We start from the raw sequence: 22,510 nt of genomic DNA on the forward strand, positions 1-22,510 counted from the left end.
CGACGGGGAGGTGGTGTACACCAACACCCTGCAGGAGGGCGATCTGCAGCGGATTCGGCTGCGGGATGGCCTGAAGGTACGCTCCGGCCGTCCGGACCTGCTGGACGTGGCCGTGGGGGAGGGGCCCTATGAGGTGCTCAACCCGATCAGCAACCTCGACTGGAGGACCTTTCTTCCCTCCCCGATCCCCCCGGTCAGCCAGCCCGAGGGGCCGGGCTGACCAGACCGGCCGACGTCAGGTCTGGCTGGGGCAACCGTGATGAGGAGCATGGCCCTGCCAACTCTTGTTGATCCCAGCTGACGCGTCTTGGATCACAGCCGACGCGCCTGCGAGTCGAGCTGATCCAGAACTCCCGCTGGTGGCCTGTCAGGGAAGGGCCGCCTCAGCCGTCTTACCTTTCCTGCACCCGCCTGGACCGTGCTTGACGACGGCCGTCTCCGCTCCGCTGCCCCAACGCATCTGCTGCATCGGCGCGGGCTATGTGGGCGGACCCACCATGGCCGTGATCGCCGATCGCTGCCCCGCCATCACGGTCACCGTCGTTGACCTGAACGCCGCGCGGATCGCGGCCTGGAACGATCCGGATCTGAGCCGCCTGCCGGTCTATGAGCCCGGGCTCGATCAGGTGGTGGGGCGTTGCCGTGGCCGCAACCTCTTCTTTTCCACCGCGGTGGAGGAGGCCATCGCCGCGGCCGACATGGTCTTCCTCTCGGTGAACACCCCCACCAAGACCAGGGGGCTCGGCGCCGGCCAGGCCAGCGACCTCAAGTGGGTCGAGGCCAGTGCCCGCACCGTGGCCAAGGCGGCCCAGGGCCACACGATCGTGGTGGAGAAGAGCACCCTGCCGGTGCGGACGGCCGAGGCCGTCAAGGCGATCCTGGGCGCCGGCGTGGCCGGCAAGAGTTTCTCGGTGCTCTCCAACCCCGAATTCCTGGCGGAGGGCACGGCGATCGGGGATCTGGAGCACCCCGATCGGGTGCTGATCGGTGGCGATGATCCCGCCGCCATCGACGTGCTCGCGGCGGTCTATGCCCACTGGGTGTCCCCGGAGCGCATCCTGCGCACCAACCTCTGGAGCAGTGAGCTCAGCAAGCTCACGGCCAATGCCTTCCTGGCCCAGCGGATCAGCTCGATCAACGGCATCGCCGCCTTCTGCGAGGCCACCGGCGCCGACGTGCGGGAGGTGGCGCGCGCGATCGGGGCCGACAGCCGGATCGGGCCGAAGTTCCTTCAGGCCGGCCCTGGCTTCGGTGGCAGCTGCTTCCAGAAGGACATCCTCAACCTCGTCTACCTCTGCCGTCATTACGGCCTCGAGGAGGTGGCGGCGTACTGGGAGCAGGTGGTGCGGCTCAACACCTGGCAGCAGCACCGCATCGCCCGGCTGGTGGTGACCCGGCTGTTCGGCACCGTGACGGGGAAGCGGCTCGCCATCCTGGGCTTCGCCTTCAAGGCCGACACCAACGACACCCGCGAATCCCCGGCAATCCGCATCGCCCGGGATCTGCTCGAGGAGGGCGCCCAGCTGATGATCGTCGACCCGAAGGTCAGTGAGCGCCAGATCGGCCTCGACCTCGGCCAGCCGGCCGGTGAGGGGGAAGGCAGCTGGCGTCTGGTGGCCTCGGTGGAGGCGGCGGCGCTGGGGGCCGATGCCCTGCTGCTGCTCACCGAGTGGGAGCAGTTCGCGGCGCTGGACTGGATGGCCATTGCTGCGGTGATGCGCCAGCCGGCCTGGCTCTTCGATGCCCGCGGCCGGGCCGACGAGGCGGCCGCCCGGGCGGCGGGCCTCAATGTCTGGCGCATCGGGCAGGGCTGAGGCGGTGCCGGCCTCCCTCCCGCGCAATCTGATCACGGGAGGGGCCGGCTTTCTGGGCTCCCATCTGGTCGATCGGCTGATGGAAGCCGGCGAGGAGGTGCTCTGCCTCGACAACTACTTCACCGGGCGGAAGGCCAACATCGCCCGCTGGATCGGCCACCCCCGCTTTGAGCTGATCCGCCATGACGTGACCGAGCCGATCCAGCTGGAGGTGGATCGCATCTGGCACCTGGCCTGTCCCGCCTCTCCGGTGCACTACCAGCACAACCCGATCAAGACGGCCAAGACCAGCTTCCTGGGCACCTACAACATGCTCGGCCTGGCCCGCCGGGTGGGCGCACGCCTGCTGCTCGCCAGCACCAGTGAGGTGTACGGCGATCCGGAGGTGCACCCCCAGCCGGAGGACTACCGCGGCTGCGTCAACACCATCGGCCCCCGCAGCTGCTACGACGAGGGCAAACGCATCGCCGAGACCCTCTGCTTCGATTACCACCGCATGCATGGCACGGAGATCCGCGTGGCGCGCATCTTCAACACCTACGGACCTCGCATGCTCCCCGATGACGGCCGGGTGGTGAGCAACTTCATCGTGCAGGCCCTGCGCGGCAAGCCCCTGACCCTCTACGGCGACGGCGAGCAGACCCGCTCCTTCTGTTACGTGGACGATCTGGTGGAGGGGCTGATCAGGCTGATGAACGGCACCCACACCGGCCCGATGAACGTCGGCAACCCTGGGGAATTCACCATCCGCCAGCTGGCCGAGCTGGTGCGTGACCGGATCAACCCGGAGCTGCAGTTCGTCTTCGAGCCCCTGCCCCAGGATGATCCGCTGCAACGGCAACCATGGATTGAGCTGGCCCGCCGGGAGCTGGGCTGGGAGCCCTCGGTGCCCCTGGAGCAGGGACTGGAGGCCACCATCGCCTGGTTTCGCACCAGCCTTCCAGCGGCATGAGTGCCCCGGTGCTGGTGACCGGGGCCGCTGGCTTCATCGGCGCGGCGGTCTGCCGCCGCCTGCTGGAGCAGGGCGAGTCGGTGCTGGGTCTCGACAACCTCAACGCCTACTACGACCCGGCTCTCAAGCAGGCACGCCTGGCCCGCCTGGAGGCCACGGCGGCCCCGGGCCAGTGGACCTTCCGCCACCAGGCGGTGGAGGACGGGGCCTCCCTCCTGGCGCTGTTTGAGCAGCGGCAACCCGACCGGGTGGTGCATCTGGCCGCCCAGGCAGGGGTCCGCCACTCGATCGAGAACCCGCAGGCCTACCTCCAGAGCAACCTGCTGGGCTTCGGCACCGTGCTGGAGGCCTGCCGCCACCATGGCGTCCGGCACCTCGTCTATGCCTCCAGCAGCTCGGTGTACGGCGGCAACACCAACCTGCCGTTCTCCGAGGCGCAGGCTGTCAACCATCCGGTGAGCCTCTACGCCGCCACCAAGAAGGCCAACGAGCTGATGGCCCACAGCTACAGCCACCTCTATGGCCTGCCGGCGACGGGCCTGCGGTTCTTCACCGTGTATGGGCCCTGGGGCCGCCCTGACATGGCGCCGATGCTCTTCGCCCGGGCCATCCAGGCGGGGGAGCCGATCCGGGTGTTCAACCACGGCCACATGCGGCGCGATTTCACCTTCATCGATGACATCGTCGAGGGGGTCATCCGCTGCCTGGAGAAGCCGGCCACGGCGAATCCGGCGTTCCAGGCGGTGTCCCCGGATCCGGCCACCAGCTGGGCACCCCACCGGATCTTCAACATCGGCAACAGCCAGCCGGTGGCGCTGCTGCACTTCATCGACGTGCTCGAGCGGGCCCTGGGACGGACGGCCATCAAGGATTTCCAGCCCATGCAGCCCGGCGACGTGGCGGCGACGGCGGCCGACACGGCCCTGCTCGAGGCCTGGGTGGGGTTCAGGCCATCCACCCCGCTGGAGCAGGGTGTGGAGCGCTTTGCGCGCTGGTACCGCGATTACCACGCCTGAGGGGCCCACGCCGCCAGGCAGACTCAGCCCATTCGCTTGCACAGGGATTGGCGTCGCTGCAGAGCTTGCGGGGCATGGTGGACCTGCTGCCGGAGCAGACTCCCCTGTGGCAGCACGTGGAGGCTGTGACAGCGGAGCATTTCCGCCGCTCCGTGGTGCGGGAGATCCGCACGCCGCTGCTGGAGGTGACCGAGCTGTTCGCCCGCGGCATCGGCGAGGCCACCGACGTGGTGGGCAAGGAGATGTACACCTTCCGCGACCGGGGAGAACGCAGCTGCACCCTGCGCCCGGAAGGCACGGCCTCGGTGGTGCGGGCCGCCATTCAGCACGGCCTGCTCAGCCAGGGGCCGCAGCGGCTCTGGTACGGCGGCCCGATGTTCCGCTACGAGCGGCCCCAGGCCGGCCGGCAGCGCCAGTTCCACCAGATCGGCCTGGAGCTGCTCGGCTTCGCCGATCCCCGCAGTGACGTGGAGGCGATCGCCATCGCCTGGGATCTGCTCGCCGGCCTGGAGGTGGGCGGCCTGGCGCTGGAGCTCAACACGCTCGGCAGCCCGGATGACCGGGCCCGTTACCGCAGCGAACTGGTGGCCTGGCTGGAGGCCCACCGCGATCAGCTCGATCCCGACTCCCAGCAGCGCATCAGCACCAATCCGCTGCGGGTTCTCGACTCCAAGGTGTCCGCCACCCAGGCCCTGCTCGAGGGGGCTCCCAGCCTCGCCGATGCCCTCAGCGGCGAGAGCCACGAACGCTTCTCGCGGGTGCGGCAGGGCCTCGAGGCGCTCGGCATTCCCTTCACGCTCAACCCCCGTCTGGTGCGCGGCCTCGACTACTACAGCCACACCGCCTTCGAGATCACCAGCAGCCAGCTGGGGTCCCAGGCCACCGTCTGCGGCGGTGGTCGCTACGACGGTCTGGTGCAGCAGCTCGGCGGCCCCCCCACCCCTGCCGTGGGCTGGGCCCTGGGGATGGAGCGCCTGGTGCTGCTGCTCGCCCAGAGGGCGGATGCCGCCGAGCTGGCACCCCAGCCCGTGGATCTCTATGTGATCAGCCGGGGGGAAGCTGCAGAAGCCCAGGCGCTGCCGCTGGCGCGCCTCTGCCGCCAGGCGGGTCTGCGGGTGGAACTGGATGCCAGTGGCGCGGCCTTCGGCAAGCAGTTCAAGCGGGCCGACCGCTCCGGCGCCCGCCATGCGGCGGTGATCGGAGAGGAGGAGGCCGCCGCCGGATTGGTCACGCTGCGGGCGCTGCGTGAAGCCGGTGAGGCCGCCTCCGACCGACGGCTGACGCCCCAGGAGCTGCTGCGGCAGCTCAGCCCGGACCCGATGACGACCGAGGACGTGTCCACTCCGGCCGGTCAGGGCCGGCTTGCGGGCAGTTGACTGCCCAAACCTTCCCGGGATCCAGAAGCCGGCCTAGATGGGTGACCCGACCCTCGCGATCATTGCCGGTGCCGGTGCACTCCCACGGATGCTCTCGCAGGCACTCAGCGCGGTGGGTCGTGCCCACCTGATCTGCACACCCCACGGACTCGATGTCGAACTGGAGGAGGCCGAGGAGTTCTACTTCGAGCGGTCGATCTCCTTTTTCCGTTCTCTCGAGAAGCGCGGCATCCGTCAGGTGGTGATGGTGGGGAAGTTCCATCGCCCCAGGGCGCTGAACATCATGCGCTTCGAGGGCTCCACCCTGTTGGCGGCTCCCCGGATTCTGGCGTCGCTCCGCAAGGGCGACGACGCCTCCCTGCGCTCCCTCGCCGAAATCATCGAGGAGCTGGGTCTGGAGGTGGTGGGCGTCGAGGAGGTGGCGCCCCACCTGCTGCCCGAGCCCGGCCTCTATGCCAGCCGTCTGCCCAGCGAGACCGACAGGGCCGACGTGGAACGGGCCGCCCACATCGTGGCAGCGATCTCGGGGGTGGATGTCGGCCAGGGCGCCGTGGTGGCGGGGGGGCTCTGCCTGGCCACAGAATCGCTGCCGGGTACTGACGCGATGCTCGACTGGGTGGCCTCGACCCGGGAGCATCCTGCCGACGGCTCTCGGTCGGGCGTGCTCTACAAGGCTCCCAAGATCCAGCAGGACCGGCGCATGGATCTGCCGGCCATCGGGCCGGTGACGGTGGCCAAGGCTGCTGCGGCAGGCCTGGCGGGCATCGCCTGGGAGGCCCGTGGGGCCCTGCTGCTCGACGCCGAACGCACGATGGCCGATGCCGAACGGCTCGGGCTGTTCCTCTGGGCCCGCCAGCCGATCCGCTGATCAGGCGCCGGCCTGCTCCAGCACCCCCTTGCTGCTGGGCACCTCTCCGCCGCGACGCGGATCGATCTCCGTGGCCATGCGCAGGGCTCGCGCAAAGGCCTTGAAACAGGCTTCCACGATGTGGTGAGAGTTGGCGCCGTCGAGCTGGCGGATGTGCAGGGTGAGTCCCGAGTTGTTCACCACGGCCACGAAGAACTCCTTCACCAGTTCGGTGTCGTAGCTGCCGATCTTCTGGGCGGGGATCTGCAGGTTGTAGCTGAGGTGGGGACGGCCGGAGCAGTCGAGCGCCACCTGCACCAGGGCCTCATCCAGGGGCGCCACGAAATGGCCGAAGCGGTGGATGCCGCGCCGGTCCCCCAGGGCCTGTGCCAGGGCCTGGCCCACGGCGATGCCCACATCTTCATTGGTGTGGTGATCATCGATGTGGGTATCCCCCTTGGCGCTGATCTCCAGGTCGACCAGGCCGTGGCTGGCGATCTGGTGCAGCATGTGGTCGAGGAACGGCACACCGGTGGCGGCGCGACACTGTCCGGAGCCGTCCAGCGCGATCGAGACGCTCACATCCGTTTCCCCGGTGACACGGTGAACCGAACCGGTGCGACAGGGAGAGGCGGACAAGCGGTGTGTTCCGGAGCTGAGCTTCAGGCAGCGTAGATCTCGGCAGGAAGCTCGCCACGTGCCACCAGCCGAACGCGGCGGTGATGACGCTGCGATCATCGTGCCGGCTGCCGGGCAGGCTCCCGAGAAGCTGCGGACAAGCCGCAGGTCAGGGGGAGCCTTGCTGGGCTTCCATCTGTCCAATCAGCACGATCAGATTTTCGTTGATGTAGGACGACACCACCCGTCCGAGTCCGTCCAGCAGGCATACCGTGACGCCTTGGTGGTGGATCGGCCGATGGCAGGGTTGCAGGGAAAAGAATGGCCGCACATGATCGGCAGTGAATTCCCAGCGATAGGCATTCACTTCATTGGAGCGCTTGGCATGGGTGATCTTGATGGAAACGTTCTCAAAGGCGCTCCAATAGGCTGCGAAGAATGCTTCGATCTGAGCTGAGGACGTAGCGGGTTCCAGCAGCAGGGGATGGTCCATCCTGCTCCACGGCACGAGGCTGTCGAAGCTCAGCGATCCAGAACTGGCGTACGGGAACTGGAAGCCACCGGCCAGGGAGGCTCCTGCCGCCTGATAGAGCCAGGAGAAGTCACGAACACCGAGGTCATGAATGATCTTCAGTGTGTCTTCGTTGGCAAGATTCTCCCGCAGCAGTGTTCCATCGGCACGGATCCAGCTCACCCCCTGGATGTCGAAGGGGTGCCCCGTAGCAGGCAGTGGCCCCCTGGGCGTACTGAGGGGCTTCTCTCCCGTGTGGGTGCCGGTACCGCGCCACAGGCCAAGGATGAGGTCATCGAAGCACCACTTGTGATGAACATCGAGGTGAACATCGGGGAACGCACCATGCAGCCCTGTGACCTCCTCCTCAAATCCTTTGGTGCCTTTGAAAACTTCAGGGTGGGTGGGAATCGTGAAGACAAAGTCTTCATCCATGATCTGGGGAATCACATCGATTTCGGCCAGATTCATGACACGCTTGTAATAGAGGCGGGCCAGTCTCCGGTTGCCTGCGGCGGGGTTGGAAGACATTCTGGAGCAATTCTGTATGCTCCATTATCGGGCTTCGGCAAGGGGGGCTCGGCCAGTACCGGATTTATTCACGATGTGTTGGGGCGCCCTGACAGCCTTCGTTGCGCTGAGCAACCGCCATGGTTGCGGCCGGCGATGATTGCTAGGTTGGCGTTGTGGCCCGGTGCTCAGCGCGGATGCCGTTCAGTCATCCAGTCCCGACATTTCCACATCTGTTCCGCGGCCTGTTCCGCAGCTTGCCTCAGGCCCGGTTGCCCCACTCCTGCAAGGTTCTTCCATGACCCAGCACATCGTTGTGGGTGCCGGTGCCAGCGGCTGCATCCTGGCCAGGCGACTCGTTGATGCCGGCCGACAGGTGCTGCTGATCGAGGCTGGGGAGATGCATCGGCATCCCAGCAACGTGGAGGATGTCGAGGGCTTCATCAATCTTTGGAATACTCGCTTCGACTGGGCCCTGCCCACGGTGCGACAGAAGGGATTGGCCAACCGCACGATCACGGTCAACCAGGGAAAGATCGTTGGGGGGAGTTCCGCGATCAACGCCATGATGTACGTGCGCTGCCATTCCAGTGATTACGAGCATCTGGAGCGCCGAGGGGGGCCGCGGTGGAGTCTGGATCGCACCCGCAGGGCTCTGTCCAGGATCGAGAACTACGTGGATGGCCCCCGTGAAGGTCGTTTCCAGAGCGGCCTGATGGAGGTGCGCGATTGTCCGGATCCGGCTTCCTATTCACCCGAATTCCAGCAGTCGGCGGCCGCACTCGGCTATGCCGCCGACGACTGGGACTACAACGGTCCCCGTCAGGAGAATGGTGCTGGCCCCCTCCAGTTCAACATCGATGGCCAGGGTCGACGCCACAGTGCTTTCAATGCCTATCTCGCTGAGATTCTGGATACACCGCTTCTCGAGGTGCGCCATGGTTGCGAGGCTCTCAGGATTGTTCTGGGGCCTGATGGTGGGGCGACAGGCGTGGACGTGCGCAACTCCCAGGGTGAGATCGAAACCCTGCGTTCCGAGCAGGAAATCATTCTCTGTGGAGGGGCGCTGCTGACACCGCTGCTGCTGCAGCGTTCCGGGATCGGTCCGACGCGCACGCTGGAGAAGGCTGGTGTGCCGCCGAAGGTGGAGTTGCCGGCCGTTGGGGAGCATCTGATGGATCATCTCCAGCTTCCTGTGATCTATCGGCTCAAGAAGGAGATACCCAATCCGAGGCTGCTCACGGGCAATGTCCTGTTTCTCAATCTCAATAACAACAGCCCTTCGGGGGCTCCTGATCTGCAACTGAATTTCACCCCCGCTGCCCCAAGGCCGTTGCAGCGCCTGCTGCCTCCCCTGGGTGGACCCGTGATGATCTTTCTGCCAATCCTTGTGCAGCCTGTCAGTGTCGGCAGAGTGCGCCTGGGAGCCAAGCAGCGAGTGGAACTCGATCCTCACTACCTGTCCCACCGCAAGGACGTGGAAGTGTTGATCAAGGCAGTGGAATTCTGCCGCCAGATGGTGAAGCAGCCCGGCCTGGAGGGCTTGGCGGGAGAACCGCTGCTCCCCGAGGACGCTGATCTGGAGGGCTATGTGCGTGGCAATGCCAGCACCCTCTGGCATCCTGTTGGAACCTGCAGACTGGGATCCGATCCAGAAGAGAGCGTTGTGGATAGCAGGCTGCAGGTGCATGGCATCGCCAACCTCCATGTGGCGGATGCCTCGGTGACTCCCTATGCCACGGCGGGCAACAATCATGTACCTACGATGGTCATCGCAGAGATGGCCGCTGAGCTTCTTCTAAGTGGTGATTAGCATTGCTTGGAAGGTTCTGTCTTTTCACCCCCTGACTCCACTCCGCCATGACTTCAGATGCCGTGAAAACTGCTATGCAGTTCTATGAAGTATATAATGATAAGAAGATAGATCTTCTCGATGATATTCTCGCCGATGGTTATGTGGGCCATGTCAATGCTCACGACATCGTTGGCGCAGCTTCGGCCAAGGGTTTTATTGGTGGTTTTGTAGAAGGCATTCCTGATGCGTTCTACGACGTCCACGAAACATTCGAAGCCGATGGGAAGGTGATCTGCCGTTGGACCTGCACGGGAACCCAGACGGGAAACTTTTATGGAATGCCCCCCAGCGGAAAATCAATCAATGTGAACGGGATCACAATTTTTAGTGTCTCTGCTGGAAAGATTGATGAGCTGTGGAACGTATGGGACCAGTACAGCCTTGTTGAACAGCTGAAGGCCTGAGTATGCCGGCCTGAATGGCGTTCGCGGTACTGGATGCCAGCCCTGCATTCGCCTTTCAGTCAGATCCGGGCTGACTAACGTTCACATCAATCTTCAAGACAAATGGAGGGGGCATTCCACCCCCTTTTTTTGCGATTTGAGCCAGCAAGGACCCAACGTCAGGCCAGCCGCGCGGCAAGTTTGGCAACCCGTTCGCCAAGCAATTCGCCCGTGCGCTCATCTCCCGGTGTGGGATGAAATTCAGGTCCGAAATTCACCTGACTCATCACTCCCGTGTTGCTGCTCAAGCGATTGGTGGCCTCTTCCATCGAGGCACCCTGGAACAGCCCATTGGGGGCATCGCAACTCACCCAGATCATGCCGTGCTGGCAGGAGACGGTGACGAGGTAGGACAAGGTGGATTGCTTGTCACCACTTAGGCCAAGGCTTGTGGTGAATCCAGCGGCAAGTTTCGAATTCCATGCGCCAGACATCCAGCGCTGGCTGGTGGCATCAAAGAAGCATTTCATCTGCCCACTCACCATGCCCATGTAGGTAGGAGAGCCAAAGATGATGGCATCTGCAGAGTCCAGTTTGGCCAAAAAATCTTCATCGGTAAAGCGGCCATCACTGATCATTGAACCAGTGATTTCCATCAGCTCCGCATCGGCGTGGGCGGCCGCACCACGGTGCACCGCTTCAGCGAGACATCGCGTGTTGCCGGTTCCCGAGTGGAAGACGATTTTGACGACAGCCATGGCGATGGCGTATGAACAGCCCATCCTAAGGGCAGAGTCAATTTCTTGCCGAGCAGTTGGTCAGGCTCTTGGGCAACGGACGCGAGCGCATTGTTGCGTGGATGGAAGCCTCACTGGAGGATGCCGGTCTTGTTGAGTTCACCACGGAGGGAAAGGGAAAGTGACCCCTTCAGATGGTCACCCAAAGGTGCGGGCCGCGGAAACTCCATCTTCGTGAATGATTAAAAGGCCATGCGTGTGTTGAGCAGAAAGACATGGCCAGATTTGTCGTCTGGATTGCCGACGCCGAGGGGGCTGGCGTCGATGATGTACTGGTAACTGGCAATCAGCATCAGCCATGGTGTCAGTTGTGCCTGGTAAACAGCTTCAAGCACTGTCTCGCCCGAGAAGGCAATTCTGTCGAGACCTGACTCTGCAGCCCGAGCTGCATTTATATCAGCAGCATTGTTGTTGTAGTCAGCATGGCCGAGGCCAATGGCAAACACATCTCTGTCCCTGCCAGGTATCAGTCCTGCGTAGGAAAGCCCTGCGGATCCTGCAAATTCAACAATATTGCGAGGATTCGGGCTGTAAACAGCCTTGCCCCAAATGAACAGACCCTGACTCCGAGCCGGCTCGGTGGGCTCGGCGTAGATCATCTGTTCCAGGGTGATATAGCCTCCATAGATGCCACTGCGATCAAAATCAGTCGTGTCATAATTAAAGAACTTGCCTGTGTTTGCCTGGAATCCGATCTTGTAGTATCCAGGCATTTTTGTCGGATCCTTGCTGTGGTTCAGATAGGCGTACTCCGCGATGATTTCGAGGCCATCGTCGCTTGAAAGTTCGATATCCCATATCTGGGGCTCAAATCCTCCACTGGGATCCGCTTTGCCATCACCAATGAACAATGAAACCTGATGGTGGCTATTGGGATTGTAGAGGGCCTGCATGCCGAAGGGTGCTTGTGCATAGGGCAGAAAATTGCCCGTAAATTCGGTGGTGCCGAAGAGGCCTGGATAGTCAAAAATCTGATTCTGCAGTACTCCAGATGTCTGGTGCGAGGCTTGTTTGACCCATGGGTAAATCCAGCCGAGCCGCAATTCAAGCTGAGGAATCACGCGCTGACCATACCACAACTCGAAGATCCTCCATTCGTTTGCCGGGGAAACTTCTGCCCTTACAACATTATTAACCGGGATCTCAAAGTTGACGTCTTGTGTCGTAAACCCTGCTGTTGTAAAGTGAAATTGTCCGCCCTTCCACATGCCCGCACGCTCTGTGTAGACATCGATCGATGTGATGTAGGAAGTGGAAAATCCCGAGCTTTCAAAGCTGCTCCATGTTGCGTCGGGATAAAAGGTGGCAATCATCTCGACGCCGTTGTCCCAAAGTCGGTTCAGTGCTGGGATTGTGCTTTGAAACATGAAGTCCTGGTTTTCAATGCCCTGGCCGCGACAGCGGATCCCTGCGATGTAGGTGAAGCTGTCCAAGGGGTTGTTTGTTGCGGGCCGCTTCAGGGCTTTGGTCACACCCAGATTGAGGGCTCTGCTGAGTGGGCAAGCTTCTTTCTCGGCACTGTCCGGGCTTGGCTGGCTTTCCGGGGTTTCAGAGATTTGCGGGCTAGTGGGTTGATCCGTGCTTCCTGAGGTCTTCAGGCTTTCTGATTCAGTGCTGCTGGAGATGGATGCTTCTGCTCCTTCAGTCGTGAGCTCCGGTTCCAGCGCTGTTCTGGTGGCTGGTTGCTCGGCGAGCAGCTGCTGGCCATCTGGATGGGATCGGTTTGGTGTGCTGAGAATCTGGGTTTCTACAAACGGGGATTCATCGGGGCTTGGTTTGTCCATAGGCCGATGCAATTCCTTGCGTGCAACCTGTGATGTGGGCGGTCTTTCTGCACTTCTGGCCTGATAGCCAAAAGCCTGTTCGGCCACCAGAACAAAAATACCCGATAGGAGCCAAAGTCTGGATGTGCTTGTCACTTGGCTTCAGCTTAATTTTGGGGTGATTGTATGGTGATTGAGAGGCGCCTGACCAAGGCCGGATTTTATTGTGCTGATTTGCCGACAATTGTGGCGCGCCCCGCGCCAGCACGGCCTTGCCTTGCTAGCCATGTGATGCTTCCCCAATGTCAACGTCATGAGTAGTAAAAAGCCGCTTGGGCGACTTCTGGGTGCTGGGATTGTTGTGGGTGCAGGGATTGTTGCCTCGCTGTCTCTTGGGGCGGCTGCTAAGGCTTATGAAATGTTCCCGCAAGATCGGCAACAGATTGCTCTGACGCCGAGTTCACTAAGCTTCTTTAATGCTCCTTCCTATGCCTGTGGGCCCAAGGGACGTGGCGCCGAGTGGTACAACCAGGGTGTGCCTTACCCCTGCCCCAGTGGCTTGACCAGCACCAACGCGGCCAGCAAGAAGGCCCGTGAGGTATATCACGACCTGATGGTGAAGGCCTGGGTGGATGGCGATCTTTCCGTTCTCGATGAGTATATCGTTGCCGACACCTACGACTATTCCCCGCTCCACCCTCCGGAGATGGGTACCAAGGGGTTTGCCGGGATCATCAAGGCCTTCCGTGGCGCCTTGAGTGATGTCAAGCTCGAGCACTCCGACGTGGCTGAAGGGGACATCGTCACCCATTTCTGGAAGCTGACCGGGGTGCATGACAAGGGCCCACTGTTCGGCTCCAAGCCCGATGGCAAAACCGTCACCCTGAGCGGGATCAGCGCCGTTCGAGTCAAGGATGGCAAGGTGGTCGGGCGTTGGTCGCAGCTTGACATCTATGGTCTGCTTGTTCAGCTCGGAACCATCCCCAAGGTTCTCTGAAGCCGTGGTTCGCTGAAGCGAAGCCGTGGTTGGCTGAATCGGTTCCGAACGGTGAGGCGGAGCGTCCACTCTCCGCCTCACCTCACATCCCGGTGATGCAGTAGCCGGCGTCCACGTAGAGCACCTGGCCGGTGATGCCCGACGCCAGGGGGCTGGCCAGAAACGCCGCGGTGCTGCCCACTTCGTCCTGGGTGACGGTGCGGCGCAGGGGGGCCTTCTCCTCCACGTTGTGGATCATCTCGAGGATGCCGCCGATGGCGCTGCTGGCCAGGGTGCGGATCGGGCCGGCGCTGATGGCGTTCACCCGCACCTGCTTTTCAGGACCCAGCTCGGCGGCCAGGTAGCGCACCGAGGCCTCCAGGGCCGCCTTGGCCACGCCCATCACGTTGTAGTTGGGGATGGCCCGTTCGGCGCCCAGGTAGCTGAGGGTGATCACGCTGGCGCCTTCATTGAAGAGGGGCTTGGCGTGGCGGCAGAGGGGCGCCAGGGAGTAGGCGCTCACCTCGAGGGCGCGGCCGAAGCCCTCGGGGCTGATCGCGGAGTAGTCGCCCACCAGCTCCTCCTTGCCGGCGAAGGCGAGGCAGTGCACGAGCACGTCGAGCGACCCCCACTGCTCCCGGATGCGCTGGAAGACGGCCTCGATCTGGGCGGGCTCCTGCACATTCAGGGGCTCGAACAGGGTGGGGTTGAGGGGGGTGGTGAGCTCCCGCACCTTGGCTTCGAAGCGGCCCTTCTCATCCGGCAGGTAGGTGACGCCCAGCTCGCAGCCGGCGGCCGCCAGCTGCTGGGCGATCCCCCAGGCGATCGAGCGGTTGTTGGCGATGCCGGTGACGAGGGCCTTCTTGCCGCGCAGATCAAGGAGCATGGGGAGAGTGGCGAATGCCGGTTGCAGCGGAGATGCCGATGCGGGAACCGTGGCGTTCGAGCGATTCTCCCCCAGCGGTGGGCGTCCCTGCGGCCCAGGGTCTCGCTTCTCTGCGGCCGCGTCCGTGGCTGCCGGGGGTCTGCCCCCCCAGGCCGGCAGCGGGGAGCGAACCCAGTGTCTGGCTGATCGATCGCCGCCGTCCCGAGGTTCAGCAGGCCCTCCCCGAGCTTGCCGCTCTGCTCAGCGGCGAGGAACGGCAGCGCCTGGAGGCCTTCCGCCGGGACGACGACCGGGAACGGTTCCTGCTCGGACGCTCGGCCCTGCGTCAGCTGCTCGGCACCTGGCTGGCCGCGGAGCCCAGGAGACTCCCTGTGGTCCCCGGTCCCCACGGGAAGCCCTTGCTGCAGCTGGAGCCTCCCGGAGCCGACGGGATGCAGTTCAACGTCGCCCATTCCGGTGATCTGGTGGTGTTGGCGTTCCACCCCTTTGCTGCCGTGGGTGTGGATCTCGAGCGGCGCCGGCCCGGGCTGCTCTGGCAGCCCATCGCCAGGCGGATGCTGCCTCCCCAAACGGTGGAGCGGTTGGTCCAGCTGCCGCCGGCGGCCGGCGGGGAGGAGTTCCTGCAGCAGTGGTGCCTGCTGGAGGCGGGCCTGAAGGCCCGCGGCGTGGGCATCACCGGCCGCCGGGCAGGGGCTTCCCAACCCCTGGCGCCCAGCCAGTGGTGGACCCTGCAACTCCCCGTTGGCTACTGGGGCGGGCTCTGCCTGCTGGCTCCCCAGCCTGAAGCGGCTCGTCGGGAGGAGGGAGGGGCCTGGGCGGATGGCGATCTGCCGCGGACCTTGGCCGACCGGGCGGCTCTGGAGGAGGCCCTGGCGCGCCTCTTCCCTACGGCGGCAGGGAGCCTGAGCCCGCTGCGGGGCGGTGTCGCCGCCGCGGCCGCCCGGCTGGCGAGCCTCGATCCGATCGCCTACGGCCGCACGCGCAACCACCTCGATGGCGCCGTGACGGGGTTATCCCCCTACATCCGCCACGGTGTGCTGACGCTGGCGGAGGTGCGCGAAGCGGTGTGGACCTGGCTGGAGGCGCGGGGCTATCGCAGCCAGAGCCGCCGAGCCGATGCGCGGCAGCTGGCGGGCAAGCTGATCAACGAGCTCGGCTGGCGCGACTACTGGCTGCGGCTGTGGCTCCAGCTCGCTGACGGCATCTGGCACGACCTCGATCCGCTCCGCACCGGCCACCCCGCCACGGCCTATGCCCCCGACCTGCCCCCCGACATCGCTGCCGGCCGCACCGGCCTGGCCTGCATGGATGCCTTTGTCGCCGAACTCACCGGCACCGGCTGGCTGCACAACCACGCGCGGCTGTGGCTGGCCAGCTACGTGGTGCACTGGCGGCGGGTGCGCTGGCAGGCCGGGGCCCGCTGGTTTCTGCAGCATCTGCTGGATGGCGATCCGGCCAGCAACAACCTGAGCTGGCAGTGGGTGGCCAGCAGCTTCAGCACCAAGCCCTACATCTTCAACCGGGCCAACCTGGAGCGGTTCGCGGGGGACCGCCACTGCCGCAGCTGCGCCCTGGCGGCCACCGGAGGCTGTCCCTTTCAGGCGAGCTACGAGAGCCTGGAGCTGCGGCTGTTTCCAGCTGCTTCCGAGGGCTCGCAGCCCCCAGCCGCTCCCTCTCCCGGCTGGGGGTCCACGGACCAGGTGCCCACGGACGACGGTCCACCACCAGCACTGCAGCGCCCCATCGTGTGGGTGCACGGTGAGGCGCTCGGCCCCACGAATCCCGCCCTGCGCGCCTGGCCCGCCGCCCCGGCGCTGTTCGTGTTCGACCGCGCCCTGATCGAGGCGCTCGGCCTCAGCCGCAAGCGGCTCGGCTTTCTGTACGAGTGCCTGCTGGAACTGCCGGTGACGCTGCGCCAGGGCGACGTGGCCGACGAGGTGCTGGCCTTCGCGGCGCGCCATGGGGCCGACGGGGTGGTGACCTGCGCGGCGGTGGATCCCCGTTTCGGGCGGATCCGGGAGCGGGTGGCGGCGCGGCTTCCCGTGCGGGTGCTGGAGCCCGAGCCATTCGTGGCCCTGGATCCCGCCCCCGATCTGCGCCGTTTCTCGCGCTACTGGCGGCGGGCCGAACCGGCGGTGTGGCGCGGCTTCGGCTGAGGCCGTTCACTCCTCGGGTGAGGGTGAGCCGGGGGGGGTGCCCTTCAGGAGGGCGTCCTCCCGTTGCTGCACCGCGGCCGGCTCACTGAGCAGATCCGGCTCCTCGAGGAGGGGAAACTTCTCCACCTTCACCTGCTCCGGGCTCAGCGGCGGCTCCAGCCACTGGAAGCTGCGCTTTGGATCGAGCGCTTCGCAGAGGGCCTCGCTCTGCTGGCGCAGGGCACGGCGCACGTCGTCGCGGGCGACCACCGCGAAGAATTCCTGGCGCCCCGCCAGCCCCGAGCTGAACGGTGCCGTGCCGTTGCCGTTGAACAGCCGGGCCGCATCCGGGGTCCAGCGGGGCTGGCAGACGCCACTCTGGCGGGTGTCGGTGTCGATCCAGATGTGCAGGCCATAGCCGTCGGGCTGGCTCACCACCGCCAGGCCGTCGTGGGGCACGCGACGCTGCAGCGGGTAGATCGACCAGCTGGGCTGCCGGTGGGCGGGGACACAGCCGGTTGAGAGCAGCAGCAACACCAGGGCGGTGGGGATCCTTAGCGTGGGGGCTGGCATTGATGCGGGGATGGGCCCATGGCGCTGACGCCGTCCACCATGCTGCCTCTCGGCACTGTGCTGCCGTTCGGGGTGATCCGCGAGGAGATCGCCCGGGGTGCGGCCCGCCAGGTGAGCGGGGACCCCCTCGATCTCGAAGCCGTGGGTCAGATCCCGCTGCTCGTCCTGTTCATCTGCGCCCACTGCCCCTTCGTGAAGCATGTGGAGCCCGAGATCAGCCGTCTGCAGGATGACTTCGCTCCCGCGGGCGCCGTGCCGCGCCTGCAGGTCCTCGCCATCTCCAGCAACAGCGTGCAGACCCATCCCCAGGACGGGCCCGAAGGCCTGCGGGCCCAGGCCCTGCAGCACGGCTGGCGTTTTCCCTACCTCCACGATGCCGACCAGGTGATCGCCCGGGCCTTCCGGGCGGCCTGCACCCCGGACCCCTACCTGTTCGCCCCGGCGGGGGCCGATGGGGAGCTGCACCTGGTGTACCGGGGCCAGTTCGATGCCAGCCGGCCGGGCAACGATCTCCCCTGCGATGGCGCGGACCTCCGCGCCGCCCTGGCGGCCGTGCTGGCCGGCCGTGAGCCGACCGCTGAGCAGCGACCGGCGATCGGCTGCAACATCAAGTGGCATCCAGGTGCAGAACCGGAATGGGGGCGGTGATCCCCACCTGCCGATGCGCTTAAGGTCTGCTGCATGAATGTGCCCCCCTTCAGCCTCGGCGAGCAGATCCAGGAGCTGGGTGGGGCCCTGGAAACCGCTGTGCTCGACGTGCTGCACAGCGGCCAGTACATCGGCGGCCCCACCATCGCGGGCTTCGAAACCGCCTTCGCCGAGGCCTGCGGCGTGCTCCACGCGATCGGCTGCAACAGCGGCACCGACGCCCTGATCCTTGCCCTGCGCGGGCTGGGGGTGGGGGCGGGCGATGAGGTGATCACGGCCTCGTTCAGCTTCTTCGCCACGGCCGAGGCGATCAGCAGCGTGGGTGCCACACCGGTGTTCGTGGATGTGGACCCGGTCACCTACCTGATCGATCTGGAGCAGCTGGAGGCGGCGATCACGCCGGCCACGCGGGTGCTGCTGCCGGTGCACCTGTTCGGTCGCCCGGTGGACATGGAGCGGGTGTGTGCCATCGCCAAGCGCCACGGCCTGTGGGTGGTGGAGGACTGCGCCCAGGCCACCGGTGCCCAGTGGCAAGGCCAGCCGGTGGGCAGCTGGGGGGATGCGGGCTGCTTCAGCTTCTTCCCCACCAAGAACCTCGGTGCCGCCGGTGATGGCGGCGCCGTGACCTGCCACGACCCGGCCCTGGCCCAGCGGGTGCGGGAGCTGGCGGTGCACGGCATGCCGCGCCGCTATCTGCACACCGAGCTGGGTTACAACAGCCGCCTCGATGCCCTGCAGGCGGCGGTGCTGAATGTGAAGCTGCCCCATCTGCCCCGCTGGCTGGAGGCCCGCCGGGCCATCGCCGCCCGCTACCACGGCCAGCTGGCCGGGCTGCCTGGGGTGGTGCTGCCGGCCGAGGGTCCCGAGGGCCACAGCTGGAACCAGTTCGTGATGCGGGTGCCGGCCTGCGCCGCGGGCGCAGCGGCCTGTTCATCCATCGGGGGCGTGGCCTGCACCCCCGCCGCCGACAGTGCCGCCTTTGGGCTGCCGGAGGCCTGCTGCCGCGACTGGCTCAAACAGCAGCTGCAGGAGGCTGGGGTGAGCACGATCATCTACTACCCGATCCCGATCCACCGCCAGCCGGCCTACGCGCAGCTCGGCTACGGCCCGGGCAGCCTGCCGGTCACCGAGCGGCTGTGCACCGAGGTGCTGAGCCTGCCGATCTTCCCCGAGTTGTCCACGGCTCAGCAGGAGCGGGTGGTGGAGGTGCTGGCGCAGGTGCTGGCCAGCCCAGGCTCTACCGTGCCTGCGGCCACGGCCAGCTGCCATGGCAGCAGCTCCGGCTCCAGCGCCGAGGCCCAGCCCCGCAGCTTCGCCGCCTGAAGGTTCGGCGCAGTGGGCGCGTCCCTTCGGCTGAGGTGGTCGGCGAGGCAGGTGTTTGTGACCCTTTCTTGAAGCTAGGTGTTCTGTCTCAGCAGGTTGGTCAGTGGCCGAGGAGGTGTGAGGCCGCTACGGGTTGAGGTGAGACCCACCAACCCAGACCTCACGCCTCCATGCATAGCCATCGCAATGCCCGTCTGACTCAGAAGGGCCGCCTTCGGCTCGTGAGCCAGCACCTGGAGCAAGGCCGCAGCCCCCGTGAGCTGGCCACCGAGAACGGGATCAGTCTGCGCTGCGCCTACCGCTGGCTGGCTGGTTACCGCTCAGGTGCTCCAGCCTCCCTGGCGGACGCTCGATCCGCAGCAACTCCAGCAGGCCGTGGATCTGCGCCATCAGCGGCTGCACCTCCGGCACATCGCCCGGCTCCTGCAGGCATCCTTCTCCGCCGTGGCATGGGCCCTCAGCCGTCTGGGTCTCGGGCGACTGAGGAACCTGGAATCCAGGCCTCCGGTGCAGCGGTACGAGTGGGAGCGGCCAGGCGACCTGATCCATCTCGACGTCAAGTCCCTGGCGAGGTTCCGGAAGGCGGGGCACCGGATCACCGGCAATCGCCAGCAGGGGCGCTCCTATGGCGTCGGCTACGACAAGGTCCATGTCGCCGTGGACGACGCCACTCGTCTGGCCTACGTCGAGGTCCTGGCGGACGAGCAGAAGCCAACGGTGATCGGCTTTCTGAGCCGGGCGGTCGCCTGGTTCAACGCCCAGGGTGTGGAGTGCCGGCGGGTGATGAGCGACAACGGCCCCGCCTACGTCTCCAGGGCGTTCGCCAAGGCCTGCCGCATCTCGGGCTCTGGCACATCCGCACCAGGCCCTACACGCCCAGAACCAACGGCAAGGCGGAGCGATATGGCCTCCGGCCGACTGCGTCTACATTCAGACCCTCCGCCGGGAGTAGGCCTACGCCATGGCCTTCCAGAACTCCGAGGAACGGAACCGCTGGCTGCCCTGCTACCTGGCGCTCACCTCAGCAGCGGCTCGTCGAGCTGCTCCGCTGATGAACCTGGTGAGAAACAACAGCTAGTGCTGGCTAGAGTTGATTTCTCTATTGTCCACACGATCAAGCCAGGCTTTTCAGAGTCTACCTAGAGTCAGTCCAAGCATCACCGCGATCAACGAAGCATGTATAGTTGATGGTAATTTCGGGAAGAATCAGCAAGCTAGCAGCATGACGATTACGCTCTGTGCGATCATGAAGAACGAGAAGCCGTATATCGCAGAATGGATTGCATACCACCGCGCTGTTGGTTTCGACCGCATCCATATTTATGACAACGATAGCACCGACAATAGCGGCGAGTATCTAAATGCTCTCGCCACGGCAGGCATACTTGACTATTGCATGCCTTGGCGCAACAAGCGTGGCTCGCCACAGATCTCCGCATACAAGCATGCGATCAAAGCCTGCCTTACTGATTGGCTAGTCTTTCTCGACGCAGATGAGTTTTTCAATATCCACTCGCGACAATCTATTAATAATCTGCTCGCACAGTATTCAGATGACATTTCGAGCATCGCATTTAATTGGCGTGTCTTTGGATCTGCAGGTCAAAGAAAGGCCGCCAATGGCCTTGTTATCGAACGCTTCACCAGGGCTTCCCTATTAAATGCAAGTGTTAATCGGCACGTCAAATGCGTATTCCGCCCGCAGCACGCTGGCGCCGCACACATACATGCCACAACAATGCGAGCAGGCAAAAGCGTCATGGCCTCCGGTGAGCCACTAGAGATGGATATACGTGGATATGCCAATAGTGTTTCATTTCTGCCTGCACAGATAAATCATTATTTCACTAAATCCTACGAAGAATATCTTGCAAAGAGACTACGTGGTAACGCCAACCGCAATATCTCTCACCCTGAAAAGTTCTCGCGCTACTCAGACGAGATGTTCAGGGAGCATGATCTGAACGATGACATAGACACAACGATCTGTTGGGCAGCTGAATCAGTCCGGGCTCTCTGTGAGGAGTGGGCAGTAAAGGCTCCCCTGTGTGTGTTTCCATGAGCCCAGCTAATCTGCCTGAAGGGCGTTTGCTGATAGCTGTTTTCGATGTTGCGGCTCTCTGACAACGCCTGGCACGGACCGAATCACCAGCCATCGTCCCGTTCTTATAGCAGCTGCTGGTAGACCCGAAGCACCGACGACCGGAGCTGCCAGTACGGACATCCTATAGCTAACTCTGGCGCTGGGAGCCACATCTGCTGAGCGCTGTCTCCACCCCGGCGTGCTCCTATGCGTAAGCCAGTGCGATGACACTGGCATGATCGTCGGACGACGGATCGACAGATCCACTGGAACTACAATTCTGTTTGGAATAGAGTCTTGGTCATCGAAACCCGCGCCCACCCCGCTCCACGACTCGATGACGTCAAGGTGCCGCTGGAGTAGGTGAACCCGGCACCTCGGTCGATGAGTTAGCTCGCAGGATTGCCGGCCGAGACGCCTGAGTTGCTGGTGGTCGGCGAAGCGCTGAAGGAGAATCTAGTATGAATATTCCTCATGGACGCGGCTACCGAGACCATGGGCCACATGCAAGAGGTTCTGAAACAGGCGCTGGGTGCTGGCCATCAACCCGATGCCAACGGCCCCGAAGATGTTAACGTGAATACCTCCATTGGTACAGGCCGGACACGCCCAAAGCCAACGGCAAGGCGGAGCGATTCATTCAGACCATCTGCCGGGAGTGGGCCTACGCCATGGCCTTCCAGAACTCCGAGGAACGGAACCGCTGGCTACCCCGCTGCCTGGCGCTCACCTCAGCAGCGGCTCGTCGAGCTGCTCCGCTGATGAACCTGGTGAGAAACAATAGCTAGGCGAGCGTTTCGCCGAACAGCAGGGGGATCTCTTCCTGCTTCAGCCCATCCAGGCCGCCCTTGGCCTTAAGACTTCCGGTGCTTGCAATCATGTCGTCAATCAGGCTCTCCTCGCCATTGAAGAAGGCGCAGATATTGAGCTCAGAAGGCTCGGCATTGGTGCCGCGGAATTGCACGCGCCCCAATGTTCCGGTTGACTCGGAATTGATCTTGAAAGATCCCTTGTACCTGCTCGCCTTGAAGTCCACCACATCGTCGCTTTCAGAATAGACGGGAGATCCCCATAGCTTGATTCGGGTGAATGCTTTGGCCTCTTCGCCTAGGTAGTCGAGGGGATGCTTGATTGTGATCAGTAGGCTTCTGCGAGTGATTTTGAATCTCAGCCTTGACGGCTCAGATTGTGTGAGTCCACCCGAGATGAGCGCATCCCACTGGATGTCGCTGTCCAATGTGTATGTTTTTCGCTTGTCGAAGGAGCCGCCACAGATGGTGCGAATGGCATTGTTCTTCATTGTCGTCAGCTGGTTGTTCGAGCTTGTTGCCGGGTCGGGGCAGGGGGCATTCGGCGGCGTGGAGCCGAGGGGGAAGCCAGTTTGATGGGTGCGCTCTCAGGCTTGCCACCCAAGTGGGACCCTCACTCTAGGTGTGTAGTGCCA

General features: G+C 64.1%; 21 protein-coding genes and 2 pseudogenes. 16 read left to right on the top strand and 7 right to left on the bottom strand.

All coding sequences use genetic code 11. From position 1 onward, the window contains the following. The 6 genes from ACLNEE_RS11465 to ACLNEE_RS11490 all read left to right on the top strand — a co-directional run. Positions 1-220: hypothetical protein (locus ACLNEE_RS11465; protein WP_412007150.1), on the top strand; the 220-nt coding region annotated here is incomplete at its 5' end. Between the two features lie 202 nt (positions 221-422). After that, positions 423-1,814, top strand: a complete 1,392-nt coding sequence (locus ACLNEE_RS11470) for a nucleotide sugar dehydrogenase (protein WP_412007151.1) — start codon at positions 423-425, stop codon at positions 1,812-1,814. A 4-nt stretch (positions 1,815-1,818) separates the two neighbouring features. Further along, entirely contained in the window at positions 1,819-2,766 is a 948-nt protein-coding gene (locus ACLNEE_RS11475; protein ID WP_411421900.1) for a UDP-glucuronic acid decarboxylase family protein, read from the top strand. Next, positions 2,763-3,782, top strand: coding sequence for an NAD-dependent epimerase/dehydratase family protein (locus ACLNEE_RS11480; protein ID WP_411421901.1), 1,020 nt, complete (start codon positions 2,763-2,765; stop codon positions 3,780-3,782). Before ACLNEE_RS11475 ends, ACLNEE_RS11480 begins: the two co-directional genes overlap by 4 nt. 47 nt (positions 3,783-3,829) lie before the next feature. Next, complete coding sequence (gene hisS, locus ACLNEE_RS11485; protein WP_411421902.1) at positions 3,830-5,158, top strand: histidine--tRNA ligase; 1,329 nt, start codon at positions 3,830-3,832, stop codon at positions 5,156-5,158. Between the two features lie 37 nt (positions 5,159-5,195). Further along, complete coding sequence (locus ACLNEE_RS11490; protein WP_411421903.1) at positions 5,196-6,026, top strand: LpxI family protein; 831 nt, start codon at positions 5,196-5,198, stop codon at positions 6,024-6,026. Here ACLNEE_RS11490 and hisB read toward each other — a convergent pair whose 3' ends face one another. Further along, positions 6,027-6,644: an imidazoleglycerol-phosphate dehydratase HisB gene (gene hisB / locus ACLNEE_RS11495; RefSeq protein WP_411421904.1), complete on the bottom strand. Its 618-nt coding sequence runs from the start codon at positions 6,642-6,644 to the stop codon at positions 6,027-6,029. Between the two features lie 148 nt (positions 6,645-6,792). Then, the gene (locus ACLNEE_RS11500) at positions 6,793-7,665 is read right to left on the bottom strand and encodes a nuclear transport factor 2 family protein (RefSeq protein WP_411421905.1); all 873 of its coding nucleotides are present in this window, start codon (positions 7,663-7,665) and stop codon (positions 6,793-6,795) included. Between the two features lie 277 nt (positions 7,666-7,942). Between ACLNEE_RS11500 and ACLNEE_RS11505 the strand changes: the two genes are divergently transcribed. Both ACLNEE_RS11505 and ACLNEE_RS11510 read left to right on the top strand, forming a co-directional pair. Beyond that, positions 7,943-9,457 carry a GMC family oxidoreductase gene (locus ACLNEE_RS11505; protein ID WP_411421906.1) on the top strand — a complete coding sequence of 505 codons (1,515 nt, stop codon included), beginning with the start codon at positions 7,943-7,945 and terminating at the stop codon, positions 9,455-9,457. Positions 9,458-9,504: 47 nt separating this feature from the next. Beyond that, on the top strand, positions 9,505-9,903 hold the full coding sequence (locus ACLNEE_RS11510) for an ester cyclase (protein ID WP_411421907.1): 399 nt from the start codon (positions 9,505-9,507) through the stop codon (positions 9,901-9,903). Positions 9,904-10,061: 158 nt separating this feature from the next. On the opposite strand, the gene ACLNEE_RS11515 is transcribed toward ACLNEE_RS11510, so the two are convergent. Together ACLNEE_RS11515 and ACLNEE_RS11520 are read right to left on the bottom strand one after the other, a co-directional pair. After that, a complete protein-coding gene (locus ACLNEE_RS11515) occupies positions 10,062-10,640 on the bottom strand; it encodes a flavodoxin family protein (RefSeq protein WP_411421908.1) in 579 nt (192 codons plus the stop codon). Positions 10,641-10,861: 221 nt separating this feature from the next. After that, complete coding sequence (locus ACLNEE_RS11520; protein ID WP_412007152.1) at positions 10,862-12,598, bottom strand: carbohydrate porin; 1,737 nt, start codon at positions 12,596-12,598, stop codon at positions 10,862-10,864. A 403-nt stretch (positions 12,599-13,001) separates the two neighbouring features. Here ACLNEE_RS11520 and ACLNEE_RS11525 point away from each other — a divergent pair, with 403 nt between their 5' ends. After that, a complete protein-coding gene (locus ACLNEE_RS11525) occupies positions 13,002-13,439 on the top strand; it encodes an ester cyclase (protein WP_412007153.1) in 438 nt (145 codons plus the stop codon). 82 nt (positions 13,440-13,521) lie between these two features. Here ACLNEE_RS11525 and fabI read toward each other — a convergent pair whose 3' ends face one another. After that, complete coding sequence (fabI, locus tag ACLNEE_RS11530; RefSeq protein ID WP_411421911.1) at positions 13,522-14,304, bottom strand: enoyl-ACP reductase FabI; 783 nt, start codon at positions 14,302-14,304, stop codon at positions 13,522-13,524. Between the two features lie 14 nt (positions 14,305-14,318). Here fabI and ACLNEE_RS11535 point away from each other — a divergent pair, with 14 nt between their 5' ends. Then, positions 14,319-16,460: an FAD-binding domain-containing protein gene (locus ACLNEE_RS11535; RefSeq protein ID WP_411421912.1), complete on the top strand. Its 2,142-nt coding sequence runs from the start codon at positions 14,319-14,321 to the stop codon at positions 16,458-16,460. A gap of 6 nt (positions 16,461-16,466) precedes the next feature. On the opposite strand, the gene ACLNEE_RS11540 is transcribed toward ACLNEE_RS11535, so the two are convergent. After that, complete coding sequence (locus ACLNEE_RS11540; protein ID WP_411421913.1) at positions 16,467-17,012, bottom strand: hypothetical protein; 546 nt, start codon at positions 17,010-17,012, stop codon at positions 16,467-16,469. A 39-nt stretch (positions 17,013-17,051) separates the two neighbouring features. Between ACLNEE_RS11540 and ACLNEE_RS11545 the strand changes: the two genes are divergently transcribed. From ACLNEE_RS11545 to ACLNEE_RS11570, 6 genes and pseudogenes are all read left to right on the top strand, one after another. Further along, positions 17,052-17,660 (top strand): thioredoxin family protein, encoded by a 609-nt coding sequence (locus tag ACLNEE_RS11545; protein WP_412007154.1) that lies wholly within the window; start codon positions 17,052-17,054, stop codon positions 17,658-17,660. A 33-nt stretch (positions 17,661-17,693) separates the two neighbouring features. Next, on the top strand, positions 17,694-18,983 hold the full coding sequence (locus ACLNEE_RS11550; RefSeq protein ID WP_411421915.1) for a DegT/DnrJ/EryC1/StrS family aminotransferase: 1,290 nt from the start codon (positions 17,694-17,696) through the stop codon (positions 18,981-18,983). A 170-nt stretch (positions 18,984-19,153) separates the two neighbouring features. Continuing rightward, positions 19,154-19,312, top strand: a pseudogene (locus ACLNEE_RS11555) (leucine zipper domain-containing protein); the annotation flags it as partial. Positions 19,313-19,490: 178 nt separating this feature from the next. Continuing rightward, the gene (locus tag ACLNEE_RS11560; RefSeq protein WP_411421925.1) at positions 19,491-20,126 is read left to right on the top strand and encodes a DDE-type integrase/transposase/recombinase; all 636 of its coding nucleotides are present in this window, start codon (positions 19,491-19,493) and stop codon (positions 20,124-20,126) included. A gap of 79 nt (positions 20,127-20,205) precedes the next feature. Continuing rightward, positions 20,206-21,045 (top strand): glycosyltransferase family 2 protein, encoded by an 840-nt coding sequence (locus ACLNEE_RS11565; protein ID WP_411421916.1) that lies wholly within the window; start codon positions 20,206-20,208, stop codon positions 21,043-21,045. 617 nt (positions 21,046-21,662) lie between these two features. Next, positions 21,663-21,776, top strand: a pseudogene (locus ACLNEE_RS11570) (integrase core domain-containing protein); the annotation flags it as partial. A 74-nt stretch (positions 21,777-21,850) separates the two neighbouring features. Here ACLNEE_RS11570 and ACLNEE_RS11575 read toward each other — a convergent pair. Beyond that, complete coding sequence (locus ACLNEE_RS11575; protein WP_411421917.1) at positions 21,851-22,366, bottom strand: hypothetical protein; 516 nt, start codon at positions 22,364-22,366, stop codon at positions 21,851-21,853. Positions 22,367-22,510: the final 144 nt, after the last annotated feature.

The sequence above is a fragment of the Aphanothece stagnina RSMan2012 genome (genome assembly GCF_046764815.1).
GTDB lineage: Bacteria > Cyanobacteriota > Cyanobacteriia > PCC-6307 > Cyanobiaceae > NIES-981.

Excerpts from the sequence above, each read along its gene's own strand:
- ACLNEE_RS11480 (WP_411421901.1), top strand. The coding sequence starts at position 2,763 with ATGAGTGCCCCGGTGCTGGTGACCGGGGCCGCTGGCTTCATCGGCGCG.
- ACLNEE_RS11490 (WP_411421903.1), top strand. The coding sequence starts at position 5,196 with ATGGGTGACCCGACCCTCGCGATCATTGCCGGTGCCGGTGCACTCCCA.
- ACLNEE_RS11500 (WP_411421905.1), bottom strand. The coding sequence starts at position 7,665 with ATGTCTTCCAACCCCGCCGCAGGCAACCGGAGACTGGCCCGCCTCTAT.
- ACLNEE_RS11505 (WP_411421906.1), top strand. The coding sequence starts at position 7,943 with ATGACCCAGCACATCGTTGTGGGTGCCGGTGCCAGCGGCTGCATCCTG.
- ACLNEE_RS11510 (WP_411421907.1), top strand. The coding sequence starts at position 9,505 with ATGACTTCAGATGCCGTGAAAACTGCTATGCAGTTCTATGAAGTATAT.
- ACLNEE_RS11515 (WP_411421908.1), bottom strand. The coding sequence starts at position 10,640 with ATGGCTGTCGTCAAAATCGTCTTCCACTCGGGAACCGGCAACACGCGA.
- fabI (WP_411421911.1), bottom strand. The coding sequence starts at position 14,304 with ATGCTCCTTGATCTGCGCGGCAAGAAGGCCCTCGTCACCGGCATCGCC.
- ACLNEE_RS11535 (WP_411421912.1), top strand. The coding sequence starts at position 14,319 with ATGCCGGTTGCAGCGGAGATGCCGATGCGGGAACCGTGGCGTTCGAGC.
- ACLNEE_RS11540 (WP_411421913.1), bottom strand. The coding sequence starts at position 17,012 with ATGCCAGCCCCCACGCTAAGGATCCCCACCGCCCTGGTGTTGCTGCTG.
- ACLNEE_RS11545 (WP_412007154.1), top strand. The coding sequence starts at position 17,052 with ATGCTGCCTCTCGGCACTGTGCTGCCGTTCGGGGTGATCCGCGAGGAG.
- ACLNEE_RS11550 (WP_411421915.1), top strand. The coding sequence starts at position 17,694 with ATGAATGTGCCCCCCTTCAGCCTCGGCGAGCAGATCCAGGAGCTGGGT.
- ACLNEE_RS11565 (WP_411421916.1), top strand. The coding sequence starts at position 20,206 with ATGACGATTACGCTCTGTGCGATCATGAAGAACGAGAAGCCGTATATC.
- ACLNEE_RS11575 (WP_411421917.1), bottom strand. The coding sequence starts at position 22,366 with ATGAAGAACAATGCCATTCGCACCATCTGTGGCGGCTCCTTCGACAAG.